Annotated in this window: 18 protein-coding genes; 2 read left to right on the top strand and 16 right to left on the bottom strand. The window is 67.3% G+C overall.

The window, feature by feature from the left end; genetic code table 11:
* Nucleotide 1: 1 nt before the first annotated feature.
* The 7 genes from sctJ to sctV form a co-directional block, all read right to left on the bottom strand.
* Nucleotides 2-775 (bottom strand): type III secretion system inner membrane ring lipoprotein SctJ, encoded by a 774-nt coding sequence (gene sctJ, locus AC1D2H_RS07710; protein WP_457446104.1) that lies wholly within the window; start codon nucleotides 773-775, stop codon nucleotides 2-4.
* A complete protein-coding gene (locus AC1D2H_RS07715) occupies nucleotides 768-1,157 on the bottom strand; it encodes a hypothetical protein (RefSeq protein WP_478010524.1) in 390 nt (129 codons plus the stop codon). Before AC1D2H_RS07715 ends, sctJ begins: the two co-directional genes overlap by 8 nt.
* A 102-nt stretch (nucleotides 1,158-1,259) precedes the next feature.
* The gene (locus AC1D2H_RS07720; protein ID WP_056193332.1) at nucleotides 1,260-1,454 is read right to left on the bottom strand and encodes a hypothetical protein; all 195 of its coding nucleotides are present in this window, start codon (nucleotides 1,452-1,454) and stop codon (nucleotides 1,260-1,262) included.
* Between the two features lie 111 nt (nucleotides 1,455-1,565).
* Complete coding sequence (locus tag AC1D2H_RS07725; RefSeq protein WP_478010525.1) at nucleotides 1,566-2,699, bottom strand: FHA domain-containing protein; 1,134 nt, start codon at nucleotides 2,697-2,699, stop codon at nucleotides 1,566-1,568.
* Nucleotides 2,696-4,420 carry a type III secretion system outer membrane ring subunit SctC gene (gene sctC, locus AC1D2H_RS07730; protein WP_478010526.1) on the bottom strand — a complete coding sequence of 575 codons (1,725 nt, stop codon included), beginning with the start codon at nucleotides 4,418-4,420 and terminating at the stop codon, nucleotides 2,696-2,698. The genes AC1D2H_RS07725 and sctC overlap by 4 nt, the downstream gene beginning before the upstream one ends.
* Nucleotides 4,420-4,686 carry a type III secretion system export apparatus subunit SctS gene (gene sctS, locus AC1D2H_RS07735; protein WP_457355492.1) on the bottom strand — a complete coding sequence of 89 codons (267 nt, stop codon included), beginning with the start codon at nucleotides 4,684-4,686 and terminating at the stop codon, nucleotides 4,420-4,422. Before sctS ends, sctC begins: the two co-directional genes overlap by 1 nt.
* 73 nt (nucleotides 4,687-4,759) lie before the next feature.
* Nucleotides 4,760-6,874, bottom strand: a complete 2,115-nt coding sequence (gene sctV, locus AC1D2H_RS07740; RefSeq protein ID WP_478010527.1) for a type III secretion system export apparatus subunit SctV — start codon at nucleotides 6,872-6,874, stop codon at nucleotides 4,760-4,762.
* A gap of 131 nt (nucleotides 6,875-7,005) precedes the next feature.
* On the opposite strand from sctV, the gene sctQ reads away from it, so the two are divergent.
* Nucleotides 7,006-8,085, top strand: a complete 1,080-nt coding sequence (sctQ, locus tag AC1D2H_RS07745; protein ID WP_478010583.1) for a type III secretion system cytoplasmic ring protein SctQ — start codon at nucleotides 7,006-7,008, stop codon at nucleotides 8,083-8,085.
* A 2-nt stretch (nucleotides 8,086-8,087) separates the two neighbouring features.
* Complete coding sequence (sctR, locus tag AC1D2H_RS07750) at nucleotides 8,088-8,750, top strand: type III secretion system export apparatus subunit SctR (protein WP_457355496.1); 663 nt, start codon at nucleotides 8,088-8,090, stop codon at nucleotides 8,748-8,750.
* Here the strand turns inward: sctR and AC1D2H_RS07755 are convergent.
* The 9 genes from AC1D2H_RS07755 to AC1D2H_RS07795 form a co-directional block, all read right to left on the bottom strand.
* On the bottom strand, nucleotides 8,723-9,685 hold the full coding sequence (locus AC1D2H_RS07755) for an ABC transporter permease (RefSeq protein WP_457391800.1): 963 nt from the start codon (nucleotides 9,683-9,685) through the stop codon (nucleotides 8,723-8,725). The genes sctR and AC1D2H_RS07755 overlap by 28 nt on opposite strands.
* A complete protein-coding gene (locus tag AC1D2H_RS07760) occupies nucleotides 9,682-10,644 on the bottom strand; it encodes an ABC transporter permease (protein ID WP_478010528.1) in 963 nt (320 codons plus the stop codon). Before AC1D2H_RS07760 ends, AC1D2H_RS07755 begins: the two co-directional genes overlap by 4 nt.
* The gene (locus AC1D2H_RS07765; protein ID WP_478010529.1) at nucleotides 10,641-12,212 is read right to left on the bottom strand and encodes a sugar ABC transporter ATP-binding protein; all 1,572 of its coding nucleotides are present in this window, start codon (nucleotides 12,210-12,212) and stop codon (nucleotides 10,641-10,643) included. The genes AC1D2H_RS07760 and AC1D2H_RS07765 overlap by 4 nt, the downstream gene beginning before the upstream one ends.
* The gene (gene rhaS, locus AC1D2H_RS07770; RefSeq protein WP_478010530.1) at nucleotides 12,184-13,185 is read right to left on the bottom strand and encodes a rhamnose ABC transporter substrate-binding protein; all 1,002 of its coding nucleotides are present in this window, start codon (nucleotides 13,183-13,185) and stop codon (nucleotides 12,184-12,186) included. Before rhaS ends, AC1D2H_RS07765 begins: the two co-directional genes overlap by 29 nt.
* A 102-nt stretch (nucleotides 13,186-13,287) precedes the next feature.
* The gene (locus tag AC1D2H_RS07775) at nucleotides 13,288-16,512 is read right to left on the bottom strand and encodes a glycoside hydrolase family 2 TIM barrel-domain containing protein (RefSeq protein ID WP_478010531.1); all 3,225 of its coding nucleotides are present in this window, start codon (nucleotides 16,510-16,512) and stop codon (nucleotides 13,288-13,290) included.
* A 17-nt stretch (nucleotides 16,513-16,529) separates the two neighbouring features.
* On the bottom strand, nucleotides 16,530-17,873 hold the full coding sequence (locus tag AC1D2H_RS07780; RefSeq protein ID WP_478010532.1) for an MFS transporter: 1,344 nt from the start codon (nucleotides 17,871-17,873) through the stop codon (nucleotides 16,530-16,532).
* An 11-nt stretch (nucleotides 17,874-17,884) separates the two neighbouring features.
* Nucleotides 17,885-20,239, bottom strand: coding sequence for a beta-galactosidase (locus tag AC1D2H_RS07785; RefSeq protein ID WP_478010533.1), 2,355 nt, complete (start codon nucleotides 20,237-20,239; stop codon nucleotides 17,885-17,887).
* A gap of 119 nt (nucleotides 20,240-20,358) precedes the next feature.
* Entirely contained in the window at nucleotides 20,359-23,010 is a 2,652-nt protein-coding gene (locus AC1D2H_RS07790; protein ID WP_478010534.1) for a TonB-dependent receptor, read from the bottom strand.
* Between the two features lie 353 nt (nucleotides 23,011-23,363).
* Nucleotides 23,364-24,614, bottom strand: a complete 1,251-nt coding sequence (locus AC1D2H_RS07795) for a BNR repeat-containing protein (RefSeq protein WP_478010535.1) — start codon at nucleotides 24,612-24,614, stop codon at nucleotides 23,364-23,366.
* Between the last annotated feature and the right edge of the window lie 96 nt (nucleotides 24,615-24,710).

The following is a 24,710-nucleotide window of genomic DNA, read 5'->3' on the forward strand; positions in this document are numbered from 1 at the left end:
TTCAGCGCTTCAACAGCTGGCGCCGCGCCCAGGTGCGCCAATCGAGGCCCTGCCGGCGCAGCAGGCCAGGCAGCGCGATCAGGCAGGCCACTGCGGCCAGCAGCAGCACAGCGAGCGTGATCATGGTGCGGTCAAACGACAGGCCGGCCACCTCATAGCGCGGTGGCGTGTCGACGGCGGCCAGCGCCGCACCGCCGGGCCGCTTGGCCTCCACCAGCGACAGCGAGACCTGGTCGTGGGACAGACCCTCGATGCTGTGCGCCACCATGTCCTTGACGGTGGGCGCCAGCAGCCGCAGGTCCACGTCGGCACGGTATTTGATGAAGACCGCGGCCGACGAAGGCTTGAGCTTGTCGCTCAGCGGGTCGTTGGCCGGGATCACCACATGCACGCGGGCAGCCACCACGCCGTCGATGGTGCGCAGGGTCTGCGACAGCTCCTGCGACACCGCATAGATGTAGCGCATGCGCTCTTCCGACGGCGTGGACACCAGGCCCTGCTTCTGGAAGACGTCGCCAATGCTGGCGTAGCGGTCGTGCGGCAGGCCCTGCGAGCGCAGCACGTCCAGGGCCGCGGGCAGGCGGCTTTCCTCGACCTTGAGCTGCCAGAGGCCGCCCTCGGCAGCCTCCTTCTCGGCGGGGATGCTCTCCGAGGTCAGGGCGGCCAGCATCTCGTTGGCCTCACGCTCGTTGAGGTTGGAATAGAGGTCGACCTTGCAGGCAGCCAGTGCGAGGCACACGACCAGGGCCGCGGCGGTGCAAAGTTGCCTAGCCATTGTTCTTCAGCAACGAGTTGAACTGGTTGCTGCAGGCGCTGGCCAGGGCGGTGCACATATGCATCTTGCTGAAGTAGGTCATGGAGTCGTTGCTGAACCTGACGATCTCCATCTGCGCGCGGCCGAATTCGACGGCGGCGGTCTGCGGATCGCCCAGGTCGGCCGCTGGCACCATGCGGTGGGCCATCAGCTCGCTGGCCCCGGGGCGCTGGCCGAAGAACTGGTCGGCGGCGCTGGACAGCGATTGCAGCGAGCCGGTGCCGCCGCTTGAAGGGCGAACCATGTAGCCGGCGAATTGCTTCGCCTCTGCCGGATCGATCGCGGCCGGCGCCGTGGCGCTGGACTGGACCGCAACGGCCATGGCATCAACGGGTTGGACCATGATGACCTCGCTGGGGTGAAAGGGATGAAGAAGAAATGCCGCCCCGGCGCCGGGGCAGAGATGAAATGCCGCCCCGGGCCCGGGGCGGCGACAAGCGGAAGGTCAGACCTTCTGCGACTGCTGGCGAACGTCGCTGGCCGCCTGCAGGACCGTGTTGGTCTGCTGGGCGTTGGCCGACGTGATGGCCGCGGTGCGCTGCGCGCTCTGCGACGTCACGGTGCTGAAGATGGTCAGCTGCTTGTTCTGTTCCAGGATTGCCTTGCTGTCCAGTCCGGACTCGGGTGCGGCTACGGCCATGGTTTGACTCCTAACGTCAAAGGTTGATGACATGACAAAAATCGCCCCCGTCCTCGTGGACGGAGGCATTCCGCACGAAGGCCAGGCCTCCGGTGCGAAATCCCTTGGTGCTCATCGCGCGCCCTCCCTGCCTGGTGACACCACCAGGCCATCGGCCTCGATGCGCTTGAGTTCGGCGCCCGACTTGAGCACCGCCCCCTCGTAGTAGCGGTTGCCATTGGCGAGCTGGATGTAGCTCATGCCGCTGGCGTCCTGCGTGATGCTGACCATGCGCGACGGCAGCACGCTCTGCCACGCGTCCCACTGCGCGCGCTGCTGTTCGCCCGCGCGGTCGACCTGGGGCCGCGGCCGCAGCTTCACCTGGTCGGACACCAGCACCGCGGGATGCAGGTCGTCGGCCAGGCGACGGATCTTCTGGCGCACCGATTCGTCCTCGGTCGCGCCGGCCACCACCAGCCGGCCCTGGCCCGCGTAGCTCATCGAGATGCCGGGGTCGCTCACGTAGCGGCGCGCCTGCTCGACGATGTCCTCGGCCGCGTGCACGCTGGTGCTGACCTGCCGGCCAAAAGGCGCCATGGTCTCGGCCAGTGCCTGCTTGCGCTGGCGCGATTCGACGTAGCCGCGCACGTTGAAACGGCCGCCGGCGACCGCGACCACTTCGACCTCGGGGAAGGGCTTCAGCGCCTTCTCCACCTCGGCCAGGTCGACCGTGGCGGCGCGGGTCGAGCTGCCCGCACCGCCGGCCCAGGCCAGCACGCCGGCCGCCCCGCCGACCGCCAGTACCACCACCGCCACGCTCAGCCAGGGCGAGCCCCGGCGCGCGGGCGCCTGCAGCAGGGCGGCGGGCGGCGCGTCGCCGGGCATGATGCTTTCGGCCCACTCGGACGCCGGGTCGTCGTGCTCGGGCGCGGGATAGCTGCGRTCGACCTGGAAGTCGATGCTGCCGACCGACACCACGTCGCCCGCCACCACGCCCTTGCGCTGGGCCTGCACGTCCTGGCCGTTGAGCCTCACGGCGGCCGCGCCGACCTTCTGCAGCGACATCGCCAGTTCACCCACCGTGAACACCAGGTGGCGCGGCAGCACGTCGCTGCCGGGCAGCATGACCTCGCACTCGCCCGAAGCGCCCAGCGTGTTGACGCCAGGCTTGAGCGCAATGGTGCGGCCCTTGACCGCGCCACTGAGAAAGCGCAGGCACCAGCCCGGCACGGCGGCCGTGGTGGTGGTGTGGGCCCGCGCGTTCATTGCGTGGGCTCCTGCTGCACTGGCAGCGGCGGCTTGTTGCCGGGCGTGACGAGACGCGGCGTCAGCAGGTAGAAGCGCTCCATGTTGTTCTGCTTCTTCTCGCTGTACTGGAACAGCTTGCCCAGCACCGGGATGCTGGACAGCAGCGGCACGCCCGAGGTCGCGTTGGCCTTCTCCTCCGAGGTGTAGCCGGCGATCAGCAGGCTGGTGCCTTCGTCCACCAGCGCCTGGGTGTTGACGGTGCGCCGCCGCACGACGGGGATGCGGTCGACGGTGCTGCTGCTGACGTCGCCGTCCTCGATGTCGATGGACATCAGCACGCCGCGGCCCTCCTTGTCGTCGACGATCAAGGGCGTCACGCGCACCGCGGTGCCGGCCGTGACGCTGTACAGGCTCGAATCCTGGAAACCGTCGACCCGCACATAGAACTCGCTGAGGTTCTCCAGCACCGCCTCGTTGTTGTCCAGCGTCAGCACCTTGGGCCGCGCGATGAAGTTGGCATTGCCCTTCTGGGCCAGCGCGCTGACGCGAGTCAGCAGGTAGTTGCGCAGGTCGTTGCCGATGGAGGCGGTGAACAGCGCGCCCAGCGGCGTGCTGGGGTTGCCCTGCGGGTTGACGGTGACGACCTGACCGGCCTCGGAGTTGGCGTTGCCGAAGGTCAGCGGCGGCAGGTTGCCGCGGCCGATCTGCAGGTCGCCGTGGCGGGCATGCAGCCGCCAGTCCACGCCCAGGCTGTCCAGCGTGTTGGTGCTGATGTCCATGATCGTGACCTCGATCTCGATCAGGCGCGGCCGCACGTCCATGGTCTGGATGAGCTTCTCGTAGCGCGCCATGCGCTCGGGCGTGTCGCGCACCAGCACCGCATTGAGCCGCGTGTCGGGCTGGAACTGCGGCAGTTCGCCGCTGGAGAACTCGGGGCCGCCGCCGTCACCCTCGTCCTCGGTCGCGCTGCTGCCCTCGCTGGACAGCTTGGCCACGCCGGCGTCGGCGCTGACGCCGAGCTTGGTGCGCCGCACCGGCCCGGTCACGGCCGAGGGTGCCGCTCCGCGCGCCGCCCCGGTGCGGCCATACAGATTGCGCAGCACGGTCGCCACGCCAGGAATGGACACCTGCTTGCCGGCGCGATTCATCTTGAAGTCGGCGGCCCAGGCATAGCGCAGCGGGAACACCTGCACCTCGGCACGGTCGTCGCGTGCCGCGCGCTGGTCGATCAGCCGCACCGTCTGGCGCACCAGTTCCACATAGCGCTTGGGACCCGAGACGTAGACGTTGCCATCCGCCTCGTTGATCTGCAGCGGATAGCGGGCGTCGGCAATCTTGAGCCGGGCCAGCGTGTCGGCGATGCGCTGCGCGTTCTTGCCGGCGATGGTGAACACCTCGCTGCGCGTGTCGGCGGCGGGGTCGACAAACAGGAAGGCACCGTCGTAATACCAGGTCAACCCGTTGGCCGCGCAGATATTGCTCAGCACCATCTGCACCGCGCCGGGCTGGCTGCCGGTGATGGCGAAGCGGCCGCTGAAGGTGCCGCCGACCTTGCCGTCGATGACCGCCGTGACGCCCTGCGACGCCGCCAGCTCGCGCAGGAAGTCGCCTACCGGCTTCTCGTTGGCTTCCATGCGGAAGGGCCGGCCGTTGCGCGGCAGGTCGGCCGCCCTGGCGGGGCTGGCCAGCAATGCCGCGACCAGGCCGGCGCAAAACAGGAGGTAGACGAAGCGCAGCATCAGCTCAGCGAAGTCAGGGTTTGGAAAGCGCGCTCGGCGAAGCGCAGCACATCGCGGCCGAGCCAGCCGGCCGTCACCACGAGGGCGATCAGCACTGCAATCAGGCGGACCGATTGGCCGATGCTCTGGTCCTGGATCTGCGTGACCGCCTGCAGCACGGCCACGACCAGCGAGGTCAGCGTGGACACCAGCACCATGGGCAGCGAGACCATCAGCACGATCAGCAGTCCTTCGCGCGTGATGTCGAGGATGCTCTGAGGGGTCATTGATGCACCCTTCGGCCTGCGGCCTGTCCCGCCGAGCGGGAGCGAACTTGCTTGGGGCGGCCCAGCGCGGCGTTCATGCCGCCTCCGCGATCGGGGTGAAGGCCTGGGGCTGCGGGTTGCTGACCCAGCCCACCGGCTGCAATGCGACGTCCTCGTCGACCTCCTGGTAGGACAGCACCGCCAGCTGGGGCGCCACCGGCTCGATCAGCGTCTTGATGTAGCGCCGCGTGTCGGACGACACGATGGCCACCACGCGCTGCTGGGCGCCACCGAGGATGCGACGCACCTGTTCGCGCACGTCCTGCGCCACCGCGGGATCGAGCAGCAGCAGGTTGCCGCGCGGCGAGCGCTCGATGGCGGCCTGCACGCGGTCGATCAGGCTGGACTCGAACAGGATGGCGTGCAACTCGCGCCGCGCGCCGACGTGGCGGCTGGTGATGAAGCGGCCGAGATCGATGCGCACCAGCTCCGTCAGCGCGACGACGTCGGGCTCGGTCGGCGCCCAGATCGCCAGGCTCTCGAAGATGGCATGCAGGTTGCGGATGGGGACGTTCTCCTGCAGCAGCCGGCGCAGCACCTCGGCCAGGCGCTGCAGCGGGACGGCGCGAGCCACTTCCGCCGCGAGTTCGGGCACCTCGCGCTGCGCCGCGTGCAGCAGACGCTGCACCTCCTGCAGGCCGATCAGCTGGGCGATGTGGCGGCGCACCGCATGGTCCACATGCAGGCCCAGCACGTCTTCGCAAGTCCAGCTGCGGATCGCCGCCGGGGCGGTATCGACCCATACGACGCGGGGAAACGGCCCAAAGGGCTCCGCCACCTCAGCGCCCGCCGGCGGCGTGACGGCTTCGGCCGCGTCGAGCAGCCAGTGTCCCGGCCGCAGCGCTCCCTGGGAGACCACGACGTCCTGCACCAGCACCTGGTACTGGTTCTCGCCCAGGCCGCTGCCCCAGCCGACCTGCACGCGCGGGAACACCGGCCCCAGGTCGCTCTCGACGCGGGCCTTGGCCGCAGCCATGCGCTGGTCCAGCGCGGGGCGGTCCAGGCGCCCACGCAGGCCGGTGGACAGGCGCAGCTCCAGCGGTGCGGCGATGGCGCCCTGCACCACTTCGCCACCGTCGTCGTCCGCGTCGCTATAGGACATCCAGGCCGGCGTGCGGCGGCTGTCGAGCAGCCGGCGCGTCATCAGGCCGGCCCCCAGCACCACCAACGCCAGCGTGCCGAAGACCCACTTGGGAAAACCGGGCACCAGCAGGAAGCTGGCGGTGGCCAGGCCCGCGATCACCAGCGCGCGGGGATGGGCCATCAACTGGCGAGTGATCTGGTTGGCCAACTGGCCCCCGTGCGGCTCGCCGTCGGCCGACACGCGGGTGATGACCACGCCTGAGGCGATGGACACCAGCAGCGACGGGATCTGCGACACCATGCCGTCGCCCACCGTGAGGATGGCGTAGCGCTGCAGCGCGCCGCCGATGCTCATGTCGTGCATCAGCGTGCCGATGGCCAGGCCGGCGAGGATGTTGACCAGCGCGATGACGATGCCGGCGATGGCGTCGCCCTTGACGAACTTCATCGCGCCGTCCATTGCGCCGTGCAACGAGCATTCCTGCTCCAGTTGCTGGCGGCGCTTTTGCGCCTGCACCGACGACAGCACGCCGGCGCGCACGTCGGCGTCGATGCTCATCTGCTTGCCGGGCATGGCGTCCAGTGCGAAGCGTGCCGCCACCTCGGCCACCCGCTCCGAGCCCTTGGCGACGACGATGAACTGCACGATGGCGATGATCAGGAACACCACGCCGCCGACCACGACGTTGTTGCCGACGATCAGCTTGCCGAAGGTGTCGATGATGTGACCCGCATTGGCGTGCAGCAGGATGAGCTTGGTCGATGCGATGTTCAGCGCCAGCCGGAACAGCGTCGTGAACAGCAGCAGCGACGGGAAGGTGGACAGCGACAGCGCCGACGGCACATACATCGCCACGATGAGCAGGGTCAGGCTCATCGACAGGTTGGCGGCGATCAGGAAGTCCAGCAACGGCGTGGGCAGCGGCAGCACGAACAGCGCGACGATGGCCACCAGCATGCCGGCCAGCAGCAAGTCGTTGTGGCGGCCCGCGCTGGCGATCAGGTCCTTCATGCCGCTGCGTCGCGGCAGGTGTCTTTGCAGTGCGTTCGGTGCGGGGTCGGCCATGCGAAGCACTCTATGGCGTGACTTTTTTACGCACCACTACGAGTCCCCGTAGCGCCCCACCGTTATGCGCGGTGCTACGAATTCACGTAGTTCCTCCCAGCCCCGCGGATGGCTACGCTCGCCGCGTGCTGATGCCTACCGCCGTGATCGACCTGAGCGAGGTGAGCGCGTTGACGCGCTTGCCGACGCCTGCCTGCCTGGCTCTCAACCGTCTCTACGACCGCCGCGCACCGCCCATCGAGCTGACGCTGCGGGACGCGAGGCATCGCCTGCAGTGGCATTTCGGCAGCGTCCAGGATTTCACTGGATTTGGCCGTTATCGATTCCGCCTCGGCCCTCACACGGGCTGGCTGATGCTGGATTCCCCCGCGCAGGCCGCACTGCTGCAGGAGCGCAGCCATGCCCTGCTGCCAGCCGAGTTGCGCTATGTGCTGCTGGCCGATGCACTGCAGTCGGTGGCCACCGCACTGGAGGCCACGCTGCGCCTGCATTTCGAATGGTCGCCCGGCGAGCCCGATGAGGACGCCGAGTCACTGTTGCCGCCGGAGTCCGCCGCCTGCTTCACGGTAGCCGCCGACGACCAGCCTAGGCGCTGGCAGGGCTTGCTGCTGTTCCAGGACCCATCGGCACTCGACAAGCTGGTGCCGCCTTTGCCGGCTGCCTCGGCCGGCCCTTTGGGCAGCGGCTTCGACGGCCTGCGCGTGCCGCTGGCATTCCGCATCGGCGCCAGCGTGCTGAGCCTGGCCGAAGTGCGCGGCATCCGGCCGGGCGACATCGTCAGCGTCGAACACTGGACCGCCGCCGGCGCGGGCCTGGTCGTGCAGGCCGAACTGGGTGGTCCTGCAGGCCGGCAACTCATCGCGCGGGCCGAGGGCTCGCGCATCACCGTCACGCAATGGAGAGACCTTTCGATGAAACGAGATGAGCTTGCCCCCGGCACTGAGGGCGACGACGCGACGGGCCTGCCGCTGGACCGACTCGATGCGCTGGAAGTGGCGCTGCGCTTCGAGGTGGGTCATCTGAGCCTGTCGCTCGGCGAGCTGAGGAATATCGGCTCCGGCCATGTGTTCGATCTGACGCAGCCGCTGAACCGCAGCCCGGTGCGCATCCTGGCTCATGGCAACGTGCTGGGCAAAGGCTTCCTGGTGGCGGTGGGCGAGCGCCTGGGCGTGCGAGTCTCGGAGTTCGCGCCGACCGAGCTGAAGACCTGACGATGAACACCACCGGCATGCCCGAGCCCATGACGCTCGTGGCGCTGATCCTCGCCTTCGGGGTGGCGCCCTTCGTCGCGATGATGGTGACCAGCTATACCAAGCTGGTCATCGTCTTTGGCCTGCTGCGCACCGCGCTCGGCCTGCAGCAGACGCCGCCGAACATGGTGCTCAACGGCATCGCCATCATCCTGTCGGTCTACATCATGGCGCCGGTGGGCATGGAGGTGGCCGACGCGCTGCGTCACCGCCAGGCCGGTGCCAGGAGCGAGGGCTGGACTGACGTCGTGATGGTGCTGGACGCCGGCAAGGCGCCGCTCAAGGCCTTCCTGCAAAAGCACACGCATGAGCGTGAGCGCCAGTTTTTCCTGAAGTCGGCCGCCGCCATCTGGCCCAAGGAACAGGCCGACAGGCTGCAGGCCGACGACTTTCTGGTGATGGTTCCCAGCTTCACGCTCAGCGAGCTGACCCGGGCCTTCCAGATCGGCTTTGTGCTCTACCTGGTGTTCGTCGTGGTCGATCTGATCGTGGCGACGGTGCTGCTGGCGCTGGGCATGTCAATGATCTCGCCGACCACCATTTCGCTGCCGTTCAAATTGCTGTTGTTCGTCATGCTCGACGGGTGGGCCCGCTTGATTCACGGGCTGGTGCTTTCGTATCGATAGCCGTGCGGTAGCACCATGACGCAGATGAGCAATCCGCCAACGACGGTCGTCATCACCATCCCGGAGACGTTCAGCATGCCGAGTGCGAAGGTGAAGCCGCCCAGCAGCACTGTCGCGAGCAGCACGCCGACGATGCCGCCGCGGCCACCTTGGATCGCCACGCCGCCAAGGATGACGATGGTGATGGCGTCCAGCTCCCAACCCAGCGCGAGGTTGGGCCGCGTGCTGCCAATGCGGCCGGTCAGCTGCACGGCCGCCAACGCCGCCATCAGGCCGGCAAGCGTGAAGAGCAACAGCCGGTAGCGCTGCACCGCGATGCCCGAGAAGCGCGCGGCCACGGGGTTGGCGCCAATGGCGTAGATGCGCCGGCCATGGACCGTGCGGTGTTGCAGCAGCATGAACACCACCGCCACGGCCAGCATGACGCCGAACTCGATCGGCACGATCAGCCACGGCCAACCCGCCAGATCCCCCAGCGTACCGTTGCCCCACTGACTCAACCATTCCGGGTAGCCCGTGATGGCCTGGTCGCCCAGCAGCACCAGGGCCAGGCCGCGGTAGAGCGACAGCGTGCCGATGGTGACGACGATTGAGGGCAGCTGCCAGCGCGTGACCAGCCAGCCGTTGAATGCGCCGCACGCGATGCCGCAACCCAGAGCGGCGGCGATCATGCCGGCTGGGCCTGCGCCGGCCTGCATCGCATAGCCCATGGCCAGGGAGCACAGCGCCATCGTCGCGGCGATGGAGAGATCGATCTCGCCCGCGATGATCAGCAGCGCCATGGCCATCGCGATCAAGGCCTTTTCCGACATATTGGTCGTGCTGTCGGCGATGGCGTACGGTGAGGCAAAGCCGTCGATGCCGAGCCCGAAGCCGACGTAGACGGCCACGATCAGTGCCGCCAGCACCCACTCCCAGGAACCCCAGGCTTTCATGCGGCTGGCCTTTCCAGGATCTGCTGCCCCGACCGGCGCTGCGCTCGCGAGTTCAGCATCACCGAAACCAGGATGACGGCGCCGGCAATCGCCTGCTGCCAGAACGGCGAGACGTGGATCACGGGCAGGGCCGCATTGATGACGCCGATGAACAGCACGCCCAGCAGCGCGCCGCCGACCGTGCCGACGCCACCTGCGATGCTGACACCGCCGATGACGCAGGCCGCGATCACCGTGAGCTCGAAACCAGCGGCGAGTTCGGTGAAAGCAATGGCATAGCGGCCGACCCAGAGCAAGCCGGCGAGCCCGGCCAGCGCGCCAGACAGCGTGTAGGCCATGCGGACGCGCTGCGGCACCGGGATGCCCACGACCCGCGCAGCAGCCGGGTTGCCGCCGCAGGCGTAGAGGTCACGCCCTTCCCGGCGCCAGCGCAGCAGCCACCACCCCAATACAGCGACGGCGGCGGCGATCCACACCAGCAGCGGCAAGCCCAGCAGCTCCGCGCGAGGCAGGGCCTTGATGGACGCGTGGATGTCTTGATCGTTGACCCATGCGCCCCCACTGACCAGGAAGATGGCGCCGCGATACACCGACATGGTGCCCAGCGTGACGACGATGGGCGGCAGCTCGAAACGCGTGATCAGCCAGCCGTTGAGGGCGCCCTGAGCCGCGCCCAGGGCCAGCGCGAGCACGATCAGCACCGGCGCGCCGGCACCCGGAAAGAGCTTGCCGAACAGCGCCACCAGCATGCCCGTCAGGGCCAGGTTGGCCGCCACGGAGAGGTCGATGCCGCGCGTGAGCAGAACGGGCATCTGGCCGATGACGAGGATGGCGAGCAGCGCCGAATCGTTGGCAATGTCCAGCGCATTGCGCGGGGTGAGAAACACGGGGGATCGCAAGCCCACGGCCAAGGTGATCGCCATGATGACGGCGGCCAAAGCCCATTCGCGGCGCGTCATGCGGCCGCCCTGCCCTGCAACGCCAGGCCGGATGCAGCAGCCACGATGGTTTCAGCATCCGCCTCGCCGCGCCGGAACTCCGCCACCTGCCGGCCGCGCTTCATGACGATCACTCGGTGGGCCAGGTGCATCACTTCGGGCAGCTCGGAAGACACCAGAATCACGGCCAGGCCCTGGTCCACCATCTCCACCACCAGTTGATAGACCGCCTGCTTGGCGCCAACGTCTATGCCCTTGGTGGGCTCGTCCAGGATGACCACGCGCGGATTCAGCCCCAGCCATTTGCCTATGACGACCTTCTGCTGGTTGCCGCCCGAGAGACCGGACAGCGGCGTGTCCTGGCTGGCGGTCTTGATGCTCAGCCGTTCGATCAGGCGCTGCGCCAACGCGCTCTCGCGCAGGGCAGACAACCAGGGCCCGCGCGAGACCTGGCCCTTCACCGCATGCGCGGGCCCGGCCAGCGCGGCCAGACTGAGGTTGTGCCGCACCGAGAAATCGAGAATGCCGCCCTGGCGCTGGCGCTCCTCGGGCACATAGGCCAGGCCCAGCGAGATGGCGTCGGCCGGGTCACGGATGCGCCGCTCCTGGCCGTCGATGGCGATGCTGCCGCGAGCCAGCGGCTTCAGCCCCATCAGCGCCAGCATGACCTCGCTGCGGCCCGCGCCGACCAGGCCGTAGAAGCCCAGGATCTCGCCACGCCTCAGCTCAAAGCTGATGCCGTAGAACTCGGTCGAATGGCTGAGATCGCGGGCCTCCAGCACAGTCGGACCAGGCTGTGTGTCCACGCGCGGGTAGACCTGCTCGATGCTGCGGCCGGCCATCAGGCGCAGCAGCTCCGGCTCACTGGCCTCCTTCATGCAGCCGGTGCCCACCGAGGCGCCATCCCGCAGCACCACGTAGTTGTCGCAGACCGCAAACAGCTCGTCGAACTTGTGCGAGATGAACAGCACCGCCACGCCGCGATCCAGCAGCCCCCTCACGATGCCGTAGAAGTCGCGGATCTCGGACTGCGACAGCGCGGCGGTCGGTTCATCCAGGATGACGACGCGGGCTCGGTGCGACAGCGCCCGCGCGATCTCGATCAAGTGCCTTTGCGCCAGGCTGAGCTGGCTGACCGGCACCGTGGCGTCAAAGCCCGCGCCCACCTCGTCAAGCACCTCCTGCGCCAGCCGGTTCATCGTCGCCCAGTCCACGACACGCAGCCCCCTCGGCCCCCGCATGGGCTGGCGGCCGATGAAGGTGTTCTCGGCCGCCGTCAGCTCCTCGAACATCACCGTTTCCTGGTGCACGGCGACGATGCCGGCGGCCTGGGCGGCGTGCGTGTCGTGCAGGCACAGCGGCTGACCGTCCAGCCACAGCTCGCCTTCGTCGGGCTGATGGACGCCGGTGAGGATCTTGACCAGCGTCGACTTGCCCGCGCCGTTCTCACCGATCACGGCAAGCGCCTGGCCCGGCCTCAGGTCAAGATCCACCCCGCGCAGCGCATGCGTCGGCCCGAAACGTTTGTGGATGCCCCGCAGCCGGAGCACCGCGCCAGGGTCAGAAGAACTTGGCGAACTTGTCGACATTGCCCGCGTCGTAGGTGAACGGTTCGGCCATCACTGCTTCGGTGTTCGCGTCCAGCGTGACCGTGCCGACGCGGCCCACGCCGATCTTCGCGCCCGCGCTCGCCGTCGCCTTGCCGGTGACGAGGCCGTGGGCGATATAGACCGCCGAGTAGCCCAGGTCGATGGGGTTCCAGATCGCAAAACTCTTCACCGCGCCGCTGCGAACGTGGCCGGCCATTTCCGATGGCAGGCCGAGGCCGGTGACGAAGACCTGGCCCACCCTCTTCTCGTCCTGCACGGCCTTGGCGGCCGCCGCGACGCCGACCGTCGTCGGCGCGACGATGGCCTTGAGGTTGGGGTAGCTCTTCAGCAAACCCTGGGCCTCGCGATAGCTCTTGTCGGTCTGGTCGTCGCCGTAAACCACGCTGACCAGCTTCAAGCCCTTGGCTGCGGGCTCGGCCAGCGCCTTCTTCATCTCTGCGATCCAGAGGTTCTGGTTGGTGGCCTGGGCGGTGGCCGACAGCACCGCGATCTCGCCGCTGCTGCCGATGGCGTCGGTCGTCAGGGCCACGAGCTTCTGGCCGATCAGCGCATTGGACGAAGGCGCGAGATGCACGAGGCGCCCATCCTTGCGCACCGCCGAATCGAAGGACACGACCTTGATGCCACGTGCCATGGCCTTCTTGAGCACCGGCACCAGCGCGTCGGGATCGTTGGCGGACACGACGATGGCCTTGACGTTCTGCGCAATCAGCGTGTTGATGACCTCGATCTGGCCCTCGGCCGTGGCCTTGGCCGGGCTGGCGAGCACGATCTCCACGCCGCCCAGCGCCTTGGCGGCTTCCTGCGCGCCCTGGTGGGCGGCAATGAAGAAGCCGTTGCCCGAGCTTTTGGCGACAAGGGCGATCTTGTCGGCGGCCAATGCGCCTTGGGCGGCCAGGCTGAAGGCTGCGGCGGAGACGGCGAGCGCCAGCGTGCGACGGCGAAGGGTCATGGTGCGTTCCTGGAAAGAGAGGCCAAGGCTGCGGCAGGCTACCCGGTCTCTTGGCCCACAACGAGCAAGCGGTTGAGCGAAGTCGCCAGCACCCGGGCCGCCCTACTGCGGCATCGTCGCCTGTGCGGGCATGGCTTTCTCCGGCGTGCTGCCCTCGCCGTCGAAAGGCCGCAGGCGGAAGGCGACGCGAACGGGTTCCAGCTTGGTGCGGTACTGCATGTGCGGCTGGCCGACATGGCTCCAGGAGTTGTCGCCCCCCACACCCCATTGCGCGCCGTCGATCAGCAGCGTGCCGTGGTCGTGGGGCACGATGTCGCTGCTCTTCCAGGTGCCGGGTGGGCGGCGGTAGAGGTCGGTGTAGGGGAAGGCCAGCGCGTTGGCCATCAGCAGCGCCCTGCCCTCCACGCGCAAGCCGCGGCCGCCGCCGGAGACTTCGAGCCAGCGCACATCGACCTTGTTGCCCGTGTCCTGCGGGCGCATGTAGTCGTGGTTCTGCTCGGCGATGGCGCCGCGCCACAGGCCGACGGCCGCACCGGTCTTGCGGTCGACATAGCTCTCGTGCGGGCCGCGTCCATACCAGCCGACCGTGGCCAGCGTTTGCGGAATGTCGAACCACAGGCCGACGCGGACGGGCGGCGGCAGGTCGCTCTTGAGCGGGGTGAACACGCCTGCCACGTCGACGCTGCCGTCTGCGCCCATGGTGTAGGTGGTGCTGAAGCGCGCCGCGCCGGCGCCGAGGTGGTGATCGACCGTGACCTCCACCGCACCGCCGGGCAGACGACGGCTCAGCACCGAGCGCACCTGACGCTCGTGGGTCATCAGCTTCCAGGGCGCTTGCTGGCGGACCGTGCCGGTCAGCGTGTCGTTGTCGGTCTCGGCGCGAAAGAAGTTCGGCCGGCCGCCGCTCAGCAGCGGCGCGCCGCTCTTGCCATAGCTGGTCAGCAGACCGGTCCTGCGGTCGATTGCCAGGGTCGTGCCTGCCGCCGACAGGGTGACGGCGTCTGCGCTCTCCGTCAGCTGGACCGCGCCCTTGGCCGGTGGGCTGGATGCAAGCGCGTGCGGTGCCAGGGCGAACTGCTCCCAGCCGATGACGTAGCCCTCGGGCGTCAGCGGCACAGCGCCCGCCCTGGCCTTGGCGCGCACGGTGACGAAGTACTCAGCGCCCGGCTTGCGCGGCTGGCCGGCCAGCGGCAGCTTCACCTTCTGGGTTTGCCGCGCCTGCGTCGACAGCGCCGCCAGCGACCCGGAGGCAACCGTCACGCCGTTCTCCTGCAGCGCCCACTCAAACGCAAAGCCCGACAGGTCGCGGAAGTCGTGGCGGTTGCGCACGGTCACCGTGGATGAGCGCGCATCGAAGGCCTCGAACTGGATCGGCGAGTAGACCTTCTGCACTTCGTAGACGTGTGGGTTGGGCGTGCGGTCAGGCTGGATCAACCCGTCGCCAAACTCGATGTCGCCGCCGGGGTTGGGCCCGTACTCGCCGCCGTCGCCCCAGTAGCGCCGGCCGTCCTTCGTGGTGCGGAACATCGACTGGTCGACCCAGTCCCAGATGAAGGCGCCCTGCAGCTTCTCGTGCTGGTAGATCGTGTCCCAGTAGTCCTTGAAGTTGCCGCCCGAGTTGCCCTGCATGTGGGCGTACTCGCACTGGATCATGGGCTGGGTGCGGGTCGGGTCGGTGGCCCAGTCCACCATCTTCTCGATGTCGTCATACATCGGCGCGTAGATGTCGACATAGGCGTTGGGCGCGTGCTCCCAGTCGAGCGTGCCCCAGCCCAGGTAGGAGATCAGCCGCGAGGGGTCGCGCTGGCGCGCCTGCGCGGCGGCACCCGCGAAGGTGGGGCCGATGCCCGCCTCGTTGCCGAGCGACCAGAAGATCACCGAGGGGTGGTTCTTGTCGCGCTCGACCATGTTCATGACGCGGCTGACATGGGCGGCCTCCCATGCCGGATCGAAGCCGAGTTGCAACTTCTGCCGGAGTTCCGGGAACTTGTTGCCGTAGTCCATGTAGGCATGGCTCTCGATGTTGGCCTCGTCCATGACGTAGAGGCCGTACTCGTCGGCCAGCGCGTACCAGAGCTCAGCGTTCGGATAGTGAGACGTCCGCACCGCGTTGATGTTGTTGCGCTTCATCAGCTCGATGTCGCGGCGCATGGACGCTTCCGAGATCACATGGAAGGTCTCGGGGTCGTGCTCGTGGCGATTGACGCCGCGGATGACGATGGGCCGGCCGTTGACCATTACCAGGCCGCGCTTGATCTCGACGGTGCGGAAGCCGATGCGCTGTGGCGTTGCCTGGATGAGCTTGCCGTCGGCGTCGAGCAGCTCGACCAGCAGCGTGTAGAGGTTGGGCGTCTCTGCCGTCCACTGGCGCACGTTAGGCACGGGCGCTGCCAGCGTCTCGGTGCGGGCCGCGCCGGCCGCGACCGTGGCGGCCTGGGTCGCGACCACCTTGTCGCCGTCCAGCAGCGTCATGCGCACTTGCAGCGGCTGGGCGCGCTCGGTCAGCGCCACGTCGGTCGACAGAAGTCCGTGGCGATAATCCTTGTCCAGGCCCGCATGCACGAAGAGGTCGGTCAGGCGAGTCTTCGGCACTGCCTTCAGGTAGACGGAGCGCTCGATGCCCGAGACGCGCCAGAAGTCCTGGTCTTCCAGATACGAGCCGTCGGACCAGCGGTGGATCTGGATGGCGACGACATTCTTCTGCGCCGGTTTCAACAGCGCCGTGACGTCGAACTCGCTGGGCAGCTTGGAATCCTCCGAGTAGCCGACCTCCGCACCGTTCACCCACACACGGTAGGCCGAGCCGGCCGCGCCGATGTGCAGGATGACGTCCTGCCCGGACCAGTTGGCCGGCACCTCGACCGTGCGGCGGTAGGAGCCCACCGGGTTGGTGGCGTGCGGGATCAGCGGCCGGTTGGCCGGGTGCGGATAGGTGATGTTGTTGTAGCGCGCCTGGTCATAGCCCTCGGCCTGCCACATGGCCGGGACCTTGATGGTCTTCCAGCCGGAGACGTCGTAGCCGGGCTTCTCGAAACCGGCCGGCACATCGTCCGAGGACGGCGAGAAGCTGAACGACCAGGGGCCGTCCAGCGTCTGGTAGCGGGCCGAGCGGGTCTTGTCGCCCGCCAGCGCCGCCGCGCGGCTCTCGAACGGGAAGTGGGTGGCTGAGGCCGGCAGCTTGCCGCGTGCAAAGACGGCCGGGTTCTCCCAGTCGGGCCGCGAGGCGTCCACCTGCACGGCCTGCACCTGGGGCGCCTGCGCCACCGCAGCTGCGGCACTCAACAAAAGCACCACGCTCAGGTGGGCGGCCATCAGTCTTGCATGCACAGGCATCTCCTGGGTTCTCAAAGCACGGTGATGTCTTTGTGCTGCGGCACGAGCGCCTTCATGGCGGCCCAGGCGACGAGGTAGGCCAGCGCGCAGATGGAGAACATGAACATGTAGCCCGTCGCCAGTTCACCGCGGGCACCGTAGGCGTCGAAGATCCAGCCGCCGAGCTTGGACACCGCCACGCCGCCCAGCCCGCCGGCCATGCCGCCGATGCCGACGACCGAGCCGATGGCCCGCTTGGGGAACATGTCCGACACGGTGGTGAAGAGGTTGGCCGACCAGGCCTGATGCGCCGACGCGCCGATGCCGATCAGCAGCACGGGCATCCAGTAGCTGATTGAGCCGAGCGGTTGCGCCAGCAGCACCACCAGGGGGAAGAAGGCGATGACGAGCATGGCGCGCATGCGGCCGTCATAGGGCTTGTAGCCGCGTTGCATGAAGTAGGTCGGGAACCAGCCGCCGCCGATGCTGCCGATCATGGTCATGCTGTAGAGGACGGTCAGCGGCAGCGCGATGTCCGTCGTGCTCATGCCGTACTGGCCGGTGAGGTATTTGGGCAGCCAGAACAGGTAGAACCACCAGACGCCGTCGGTCAGGAACTTGCCGACGACGAAGGCCCACGTCTGGCGATGCGCGAGCAGGCGGAACCACGGCACCTTGGTGCCTTCAACGGCAGGCTCGGTGGCCTCACGGTCGCTGTTGATGTAGGCCAGCTCGGCGGCGCCCAGCCGGCGCTGTTGGGGCGGCGCGTCGTAGAAAGTGAGCCACAGCGCGACCCACAGGAAGCCGATGGCGCCGATGGCGATGAAGGCCATCTGCCAGCCCCAGGTGACGGCGATCCATGGGACGGTGAGCGGCGCCAGGATGGCGCCGACGTTCGCGCCCGAATTGAAGATGCCGGTCGCGAAGGAGCGCTCCTTCTTGGGGAAGTATTCGGCGGTCGCCTTGATGGCGGCGGGGAAGTTGCCGGCCTCGCCGAGCGCCAACACGGCGCGCGACACCATGAAGCCAATCACGGACACCGGCAGCCCGACGCCGAGCGCCACCAGGATGCCGCCGATGGGCACGGAGAAGGCATGCATCATGGCGCCCAGCGACCAGACGATGACAGCGATGGCGAAGGCTCGCTTGGTGCCGATGGCGTCGATGAAGCGGCCGGCGAACAGCATGGAGATCGCGTAGCCGAACTGGAAGACCGCGGTGATGTTGGCGTAGTCCGTGTTGGTCCAGCCGAACTCCTTGGACAACGACGGCGCCAGCAGGCTCAGCACCTGCCGGTCCAGGTAGTTGACGGTGGTGGCGAAGAACAGCAGCGCGCAGATGGCCCATCTGTACTTGCCTATGACTTGCGGGTTCATGGTCGTCCTCTTCAATCGTTGTCGACCAGCTTGTCGCCGACGAACACGCGGTAGCGGCGGATTCGACCGGTGACGCCGTCCGGCCCCTGGCGCGGCGTGTAGCGCAGGCCGGCGATGTCGACCGGCGCGCCGAGGTCGATGATGAGGCGCGGGGGACCCGAGGGACGGACGGTACCGCTGTAGGCCGTGTGCCAATAGTCAGTCGCCTGACCGTTGATGGCATTCAACGCGCCGCCGTCCTCCTTGCGCGCCTCCTCGCTGCTGGCGTAGGCGATGGTCCAGGCCGTCTCGCTCAGCGGCTTGCCCTGCGCATCGAGCAGCGCGAGTTCGGCTATTGCCGCATGGGGCTTGCCATCGAAGGTGTCGAGCACCTCGATGCAGAGCTGGCGGCCGCGGGCGGGCTCGGCAAAGCGCACGTCCTGGGTGGCCGGGCCGCTGGCGAACTGGCCGGCATGCACCGGCGCCAACCCCGCCAGACGCGGGCGCGCCTTGCTGGGCGGCCGCGCCAGGTCGAGCTCCGGCCGCAGCTGGTCGAGCACGGGCGCGGTCTTGCCTTCGATGCGATTGGCGCGCGGCCCRGTCAGGTCGAGCACCACGACCTCGTTGCGGCCGGCCTTGATCCACGGGCCCGGCAGATACATCGTCTGGGTGGGACCGATGCTCCAGTAGCGGCCCAGGCAGCGGCCGTTGATCCAGACAATGCCCTGACCCCAGGACGACATGTCGAGGAAGGTGTCGGCAGGCGCCGCCGCGTCGAAGCCGCCGCGCCAGAAGGCGGGGCCGGCGGCTTTCTTGGATTGCCAACGCAGCGGCGGCAACTCGCCATCGGCGCCGAAGTCGATGGCGCGAACTTCCCAGTCCTTGAGTTCCTGAGCCGCGTTCTTCGAGGTGCGGAACAGCACCGGGCCATGCAGGCCCTTGCGGTCATGGACTTCCATGCCGAAGTTCACGCGGGCAATCGTGTACAGCAGGATCTCGATCGTGGTGTCACGGCTGCGCGCCGGGATATCGACGCTGAAGCGGCGGTGTCGCGTGTCCATGGTGCCGGCCAGGCGGCCGCCAACGAAGACCCAGGCCAGGTCGCGCGCATTCGCCGCCTCCAGCTTGCCCGCGGGGCCGGCGGGCAGCGTGACGCGATAGGCGACCAGCCCCCGGCTGATGTCGTACTGCTCGATGTTCTTCGGCGATTCGGCAGGAATAGCCTGGGCCGGCAGGTTGGCGAGCACCGGCGCCGTCTCGGTGAGCGCGAACGAAGGGATCGTCATCACCGGCAACCTGGCTGGCGGATCGGGCAGGATCTCGCCAGGCTTCAGGTGCTTCGCGAGGCATTCACGGTAGGTGCGGAACTTCTCGCCGAGCCAGCCAGCCTCGCCGATGGGCGCGTCGTAGTCGTAGCTGGTCGTGTCGGGTCGGAAAGGCCGGTCACAGCCGCCCCAGAGGCCGAAGGTCGTGCCGCCATGGGCCATGTAGAGGCTGAACGAGCCGTTGGCCTTCAGCATCGCGTCGATGTCCTGAACGGCGCGCGCGTTGTCGCCGCGGCGGTGGGGTGCGCCCCAGGTGTCGAACCAGCCGGAGTAGTACTCGCCGCACATCAGCGGCCCCTTCTGCAGATCGGCCAGCGCCTTGAAGCCGGTCGCCGGGTCGCTGCCGAAGTTGGCCACCGTGAACAGTTCCGGGATGTGCGTCCTGGCCACCGCGTTGGTCGGGTTGCACTGGAACAGCGGCACGTTGAAGCCGCCGTCGACGACCGCCTGACGCATCACGCGCATGTACTCGCGGTCGTCGCTGAGGAAGCCGTATTCGTTCTCCACCTGCACCATCAGGATGGGGCCGCCCTGCGTGACCTGCATGGGCGCCAGCACCCGCCCGACTTCCTTCATCCAGCGCCGCGCCGGCTGCACGAAGGCGTCATCGCGGCTGCGCAGGAAAGCATCGCCCGGGTGCTTCAGCAGCCACCACGGCAGGCCGCCCATTTCCCATTCGGCGCAGGCGTACGGCCCGGGGCGCAGGATGACCCACAGACCTTCGGCCTGGGCCAGCCGGCAAAACTCGACTGCATCGCGTTGGCCTTCCCATTGGTACTGGCCTTCGCGCCATTCGTGATAGTTCCAGAACAGATAGGCGCACACCGTGTTCATGCCCATGGCCTTGATGGCCTGCAGGCGATGCCGCCAATACTCGCGCGGCACCCGCGCGAAGTGCATTTCGCCGCAGCGGATCTGCAAGGGCTTCCCATCGAGCAGGAAGTCGGCCTCGCCGATCGTGAAGCGCTGTGCGGCCGCGCTGGCAGACGGTGGATTCAGCAGAAGCGTGGCGCCAGATGCTGCCGCCCCGAGCAGCCGACGACGAGGTAGTAGAACGGTCATGGTGGGTTCCGGATTCGGCAGTCTTGATCAAAAAACACCCCGCCTCGCGGGGCGAGACAGGGTGAACAGCAAGCGCCTGAGCGCCGCACGGAGAAACAGGAAAAAGGCGACAACGAGCCTCAGAACGCCACCCGCACACCCACGTTGAAGCGGCGGCCGACGTCTTCCAGCGTCAGGAACTGCGACTCGTTGTTCGCGTACTCATGCATGCGTTCGTTGTTCAGGTTGATCGCGTCCGCGTACAGCGAAACCAGCGGTGTCACGTTGTAGCGCACGCTCGCATCGGCTTGGCCATAGGCGGCACGGGTGCGCGGCAAGGTGCTGCCGCCGCCGCAGTCGACGGAGAAGTGGTTGCGCCAGTTGTAGCTCAGGCGCGCCTGGAAGCGGCTGTTCTCGTAGAACACCGAGCCGTTGTAGGACTGCTTGGACAGGCCCGGATATCCGCAGGTCGCCACACCGCCTTCACGCTCGGCGTTGGCATCCACATAGGTGAAGTTCGCCGCGACGCCGAAGCCCTGCAGCAGGCTGATGCCCGAGTCGAAGGCGTATTGCCCGGCCAGCTCCAGCCCCTTGATCTTGCCGTGCTGGCCGTTGCGGATCCGGGTGTCGTGCGCGATCTCGGCGTACTGCGGCAGCTGGACGTCGACCAGCTGGGTTTCCAGGAAGTCGGTGACCTTCTTGTGGAAGACGGCCGCGCTGAGGTAGTTGGTCTTGGACAGGTACCACTCCAGCGACGCGTCCAGGTTGGTCGAGCGCATCGGCCTGAGGTAGGGGTTGCCGCCGCCGGTCTGCACGTCGCCATAGCGACCGCCATACCAGTTGTCCACACCCATCTGGTTCAGCGTCGGGCGCGTCAAGGTCTTGGACGCGGCCAGGCGCAGCACCAGGTCCCGGGTCAGGTCGAGTTTGAGGTTGGCCGACGGCAGCAGGTTGTTGTAGCTGTTGTCGACCGAGTTCACGGTGCTCGGGCCGTAGTTCAGGATGTAGGTCGTGTCGTTGGGGCTCTTGACGGCCGACAGCAGCACCCGGCTGATGCCCATCGACGTGGAGTTCACGTGCACATACCGCACCCCGGCACTGCCCGACCAGCCGTCGCCCTCCCACTTGCTGTCCACGAACAGGCTGGACACCTTCTCCTTGACGGCCCACATCGACGGCTTGGTGTAGTCGATGGCCATCGGACCGTTGGGGTACTTGGTCTTGTCGCCGTAGAGCGCCGGATCGTTCGACTGCGCGATCAGCGACGGCTGGTTCAGGTAGGCCATGTAGGCGTAGGGGTCGAACCTGAGGAAGGTCGATGGCATCGCGCCTTCCGCGCCCAGGATGTTGTCGAGCTTGCTCACCGTGAACAGCGATGCCGGCAGCGACACGTGATAGCCGCTGAAGGCGTTCCAGGAGTCACTGTTCCACTGGGTGCGGTCGACCTTGCGGCGCGAGGCCGACAGCCCGAACTGCAGGCCCTTGAAGGCACCGATCTCGTGGTCCCACCCCAGGTTGACGCGACCTTCCTTCAGGTCGTCGCCGTTGCGGATCTGCCCGTAGGCGACCGCGTGGGCGCGCACGGCGGTGGGATCGGAGAGGCTGTCGCCGAAGTGGATGGTGGGCGTGCCGTCGAAGGTCAGCACATCGCCGTTCTTGGGCACCATGCCGGCGACGATCCACATGTCGGGCGAGCCCGAGGTCGTGCGCGACGTGGACAGGTCGGCTTCGAGGTTCCACTCGGGCGCCAGCGCCCACTTGGCATTGCCGCCGAAGGCCTTGGTCGTCGACAGGCGGTCGCCGGCCTTGACGATCATGTCGTTCGAGTTCGCCTCGCCGAGCAGCTTGCCCGGGCCGGCGATTTCGGGGTTGTTGGCGAAGAAGGTCGAGCCGGGTCGCAGGAAGCTGGTGATCTGGTTGTCGGCGTTGAACTTGACGCCGAGCTGGGTGGGGTTGTTCCAATCGCTGACCGCGATGACGTCGTTCTTCTGGTCCAGGCGCGAGTACAGCGCATCGGCCGAGAGCTTGAGCGCCGAGGTCGGATTGAACTGGACCGTGCCCGCGGCCACCAGGCGCTTGCGGCGCTCGTTCTCTTCCTGGAAGCCGAAGCTCTGCGGGATGTAGAGCTTCTTGACCGTCACGTCGGCCATGGTCAGGTTCTTGGAATTGAGATCGCCGTTGATCAGCGACACGTCCTTGTAGTTCCACGCGTCGTTGACGACCTTGGTCTGCTTCGAGGCGCGGTCGGTATACGACAGGGAACCGCTGACGCCGAAGCTGCGGTCGTCATTCGCGAACGAATACATCGCGCTCGCATTGGGCGTCTTTTTCTTGGAGTTCGAATCGTAGGAGCCGGACAGATTCACTACCGCGCTGTGACCTTTTCGGCCCAACAGCGGGCGCGCCGTTTGAATATCGACCGTGGAGCCGATACCGCCTTCCGGAAGGAAGGCCTGGGCCGTCTTGTAAACCAGCGCCTTGGAAATTAGATCGGGCGACAGCAGGTCGAACGAGAACTCACGGCCGCCGGTATCGCTGGTCAGCGTTCGCCCGTTGACGAGCACATTGTTGAATTCAGGACCTAAACCCCGGACGGAAATATACCGACCCTCGCCGTTGTTGCGCTGGATCTGCACGCCGGTGACACGTTGCAGCGACTCGGCAATATTGGTGTCGGGGAATTTTCCGGCGTCTTCGGCAGACACCGCATCCACCACGCCCTCCTGCATGCGCTTCGTCGCGACCGACGATTCCAGCGAGGCACGGATGCCGGTGACGACGACACGCTCCAAGTCCGTCTTTTCCTTGGTTGCGTCCTGGGCATGCACTGGGGATGCCAGCCACAATTGACCAATCAAACCGGCGAGGACGGTTTTTATGAAATTCTCTGACCGCATGCTTGTCTCCGTGAGGTGAATACGCGGCGCGCGAGGAAAAAACCGCGCCGGCCGCGCTATTGATAGCGAGGATTACGCTGCCCGGCGAAATAGTTCGCTGAACATGTAATATCCACAGGCTAGCATCGGCAGTTTTTTAATTCTTATGCCGTTTCGCCCGCGTCGCATTCAAAGTTCATATAGCTGCAAACATGTAGTTACGAGTATTCGCAGGCCCTTGGGAGATAGGGATATCTCGGCGCCCGAATTTATGGCCGCCACTGCAGCACGCGCACCTTGCTGGCCGGAACATCGGCGGCACCCTCCCCGTCCACCTGCCTCACGGTTTGCAGGAACAGATTCAATTCGCCTTGCTTGCGCCACAACGCCGTGTCGAAGCTGGGCTCCCACGCCCCCACGGAATCCGTCGTCAGGTCGCGCACGGTCCAGCGCTTGGCGCTGAAGTCGGTGATGCGGGCGACCGACACCTTGCTGCCGCGCTCTTCGTCACGGAACACCAGCAGCGCCGTGGGCTGGCTGCCTTGCAGGCTGACCATGATCTGCGGCCGCGACACGGGAATCGCCTTGGTGCCCACGCCGCTGAGCGAAAACGGCGTGCGTCGGAAGCCCAGCTCCAGTTCCCGCCAGGCGCCGCCGCGGCGGTAGACGACCTGATATTGCGGCACCGTGCTGCCCGCCCGCCGCCAGTAGCTGGCGATGTAGGGCTGGCCGTCCTGGTCGGCCGACATCGACGTCTGGTTGATCAACTCGCTGTGCTGCGGGATGCGCGCGGCGTACTCGGCGCTGACGGCCGTGATGGGCAGCGTGTAGGGCCGGCCCTCCGACGTTTCCCAGGTCCGGCCGCCGTCGCGCGAGCGGGCATAGGCCATGTCGTGGTTGCTGGCGACGTCGGGCGACTCGCGCCAGACCCAGGACACGTGCAGCGTGCCGCGGTGGTCGACGAAGGCCTGCCAGTAGGCGTTGCGCTTGCCTTCCCCGCTGATCAAGTTGCCGTGCAACCGCGTCCACGTTTGAGTCGCCACGTCGTAGCGGTTGATGACCAGGTTGCCGCGGCCCGAGCCGCCGTCGCGGTAGAAGAACAGCAGGTGGCCGTCCGGCTGGCGGTGGAACTCCGGGTAGGACACGGAACCCTCGTCCTGCCCCGTCATCGGCATCTCGCTCGTCATCTCCAGCGCGCCGGGCTGCAGGCCGCGCGCGTAGCGCAGCGCGCTGTTGTGGTGGTCCCAGGCGAGATGCAGGTAGCCCGCACCGTCGACCATGATGCTGATGCTGTTGTGGGCATCCAGCGCATTGCCTTTGTAGGGCGTGGTCTTCAGCTCCCAGGCGTCGCTGCCCAGCTTGCGCTTGCCCAGCACCACCTGCGCGTGCTGGTCGTAGAAGGCGATGTACTGCACGTCGCCCTGGGTGGCGAGGGAGTTCTTGCGGAACACGACGGCATTGACGGAGTTCCGCGCCCAGCCATCGGCCACGTCCACCAGGCGCACGTCACTTGCGGGCACAGCCTCGCGTTGCGGCGCGATTGCGCAACCGGCAACCAACGCCGCGATGACCAGAGCTAACGATGCTGTTTTCATGCGAGTGCAAAGGAGCGAGCC

The organism is Roseateles sp. P1_C1_2 (genome assembly GCF_056406535.1).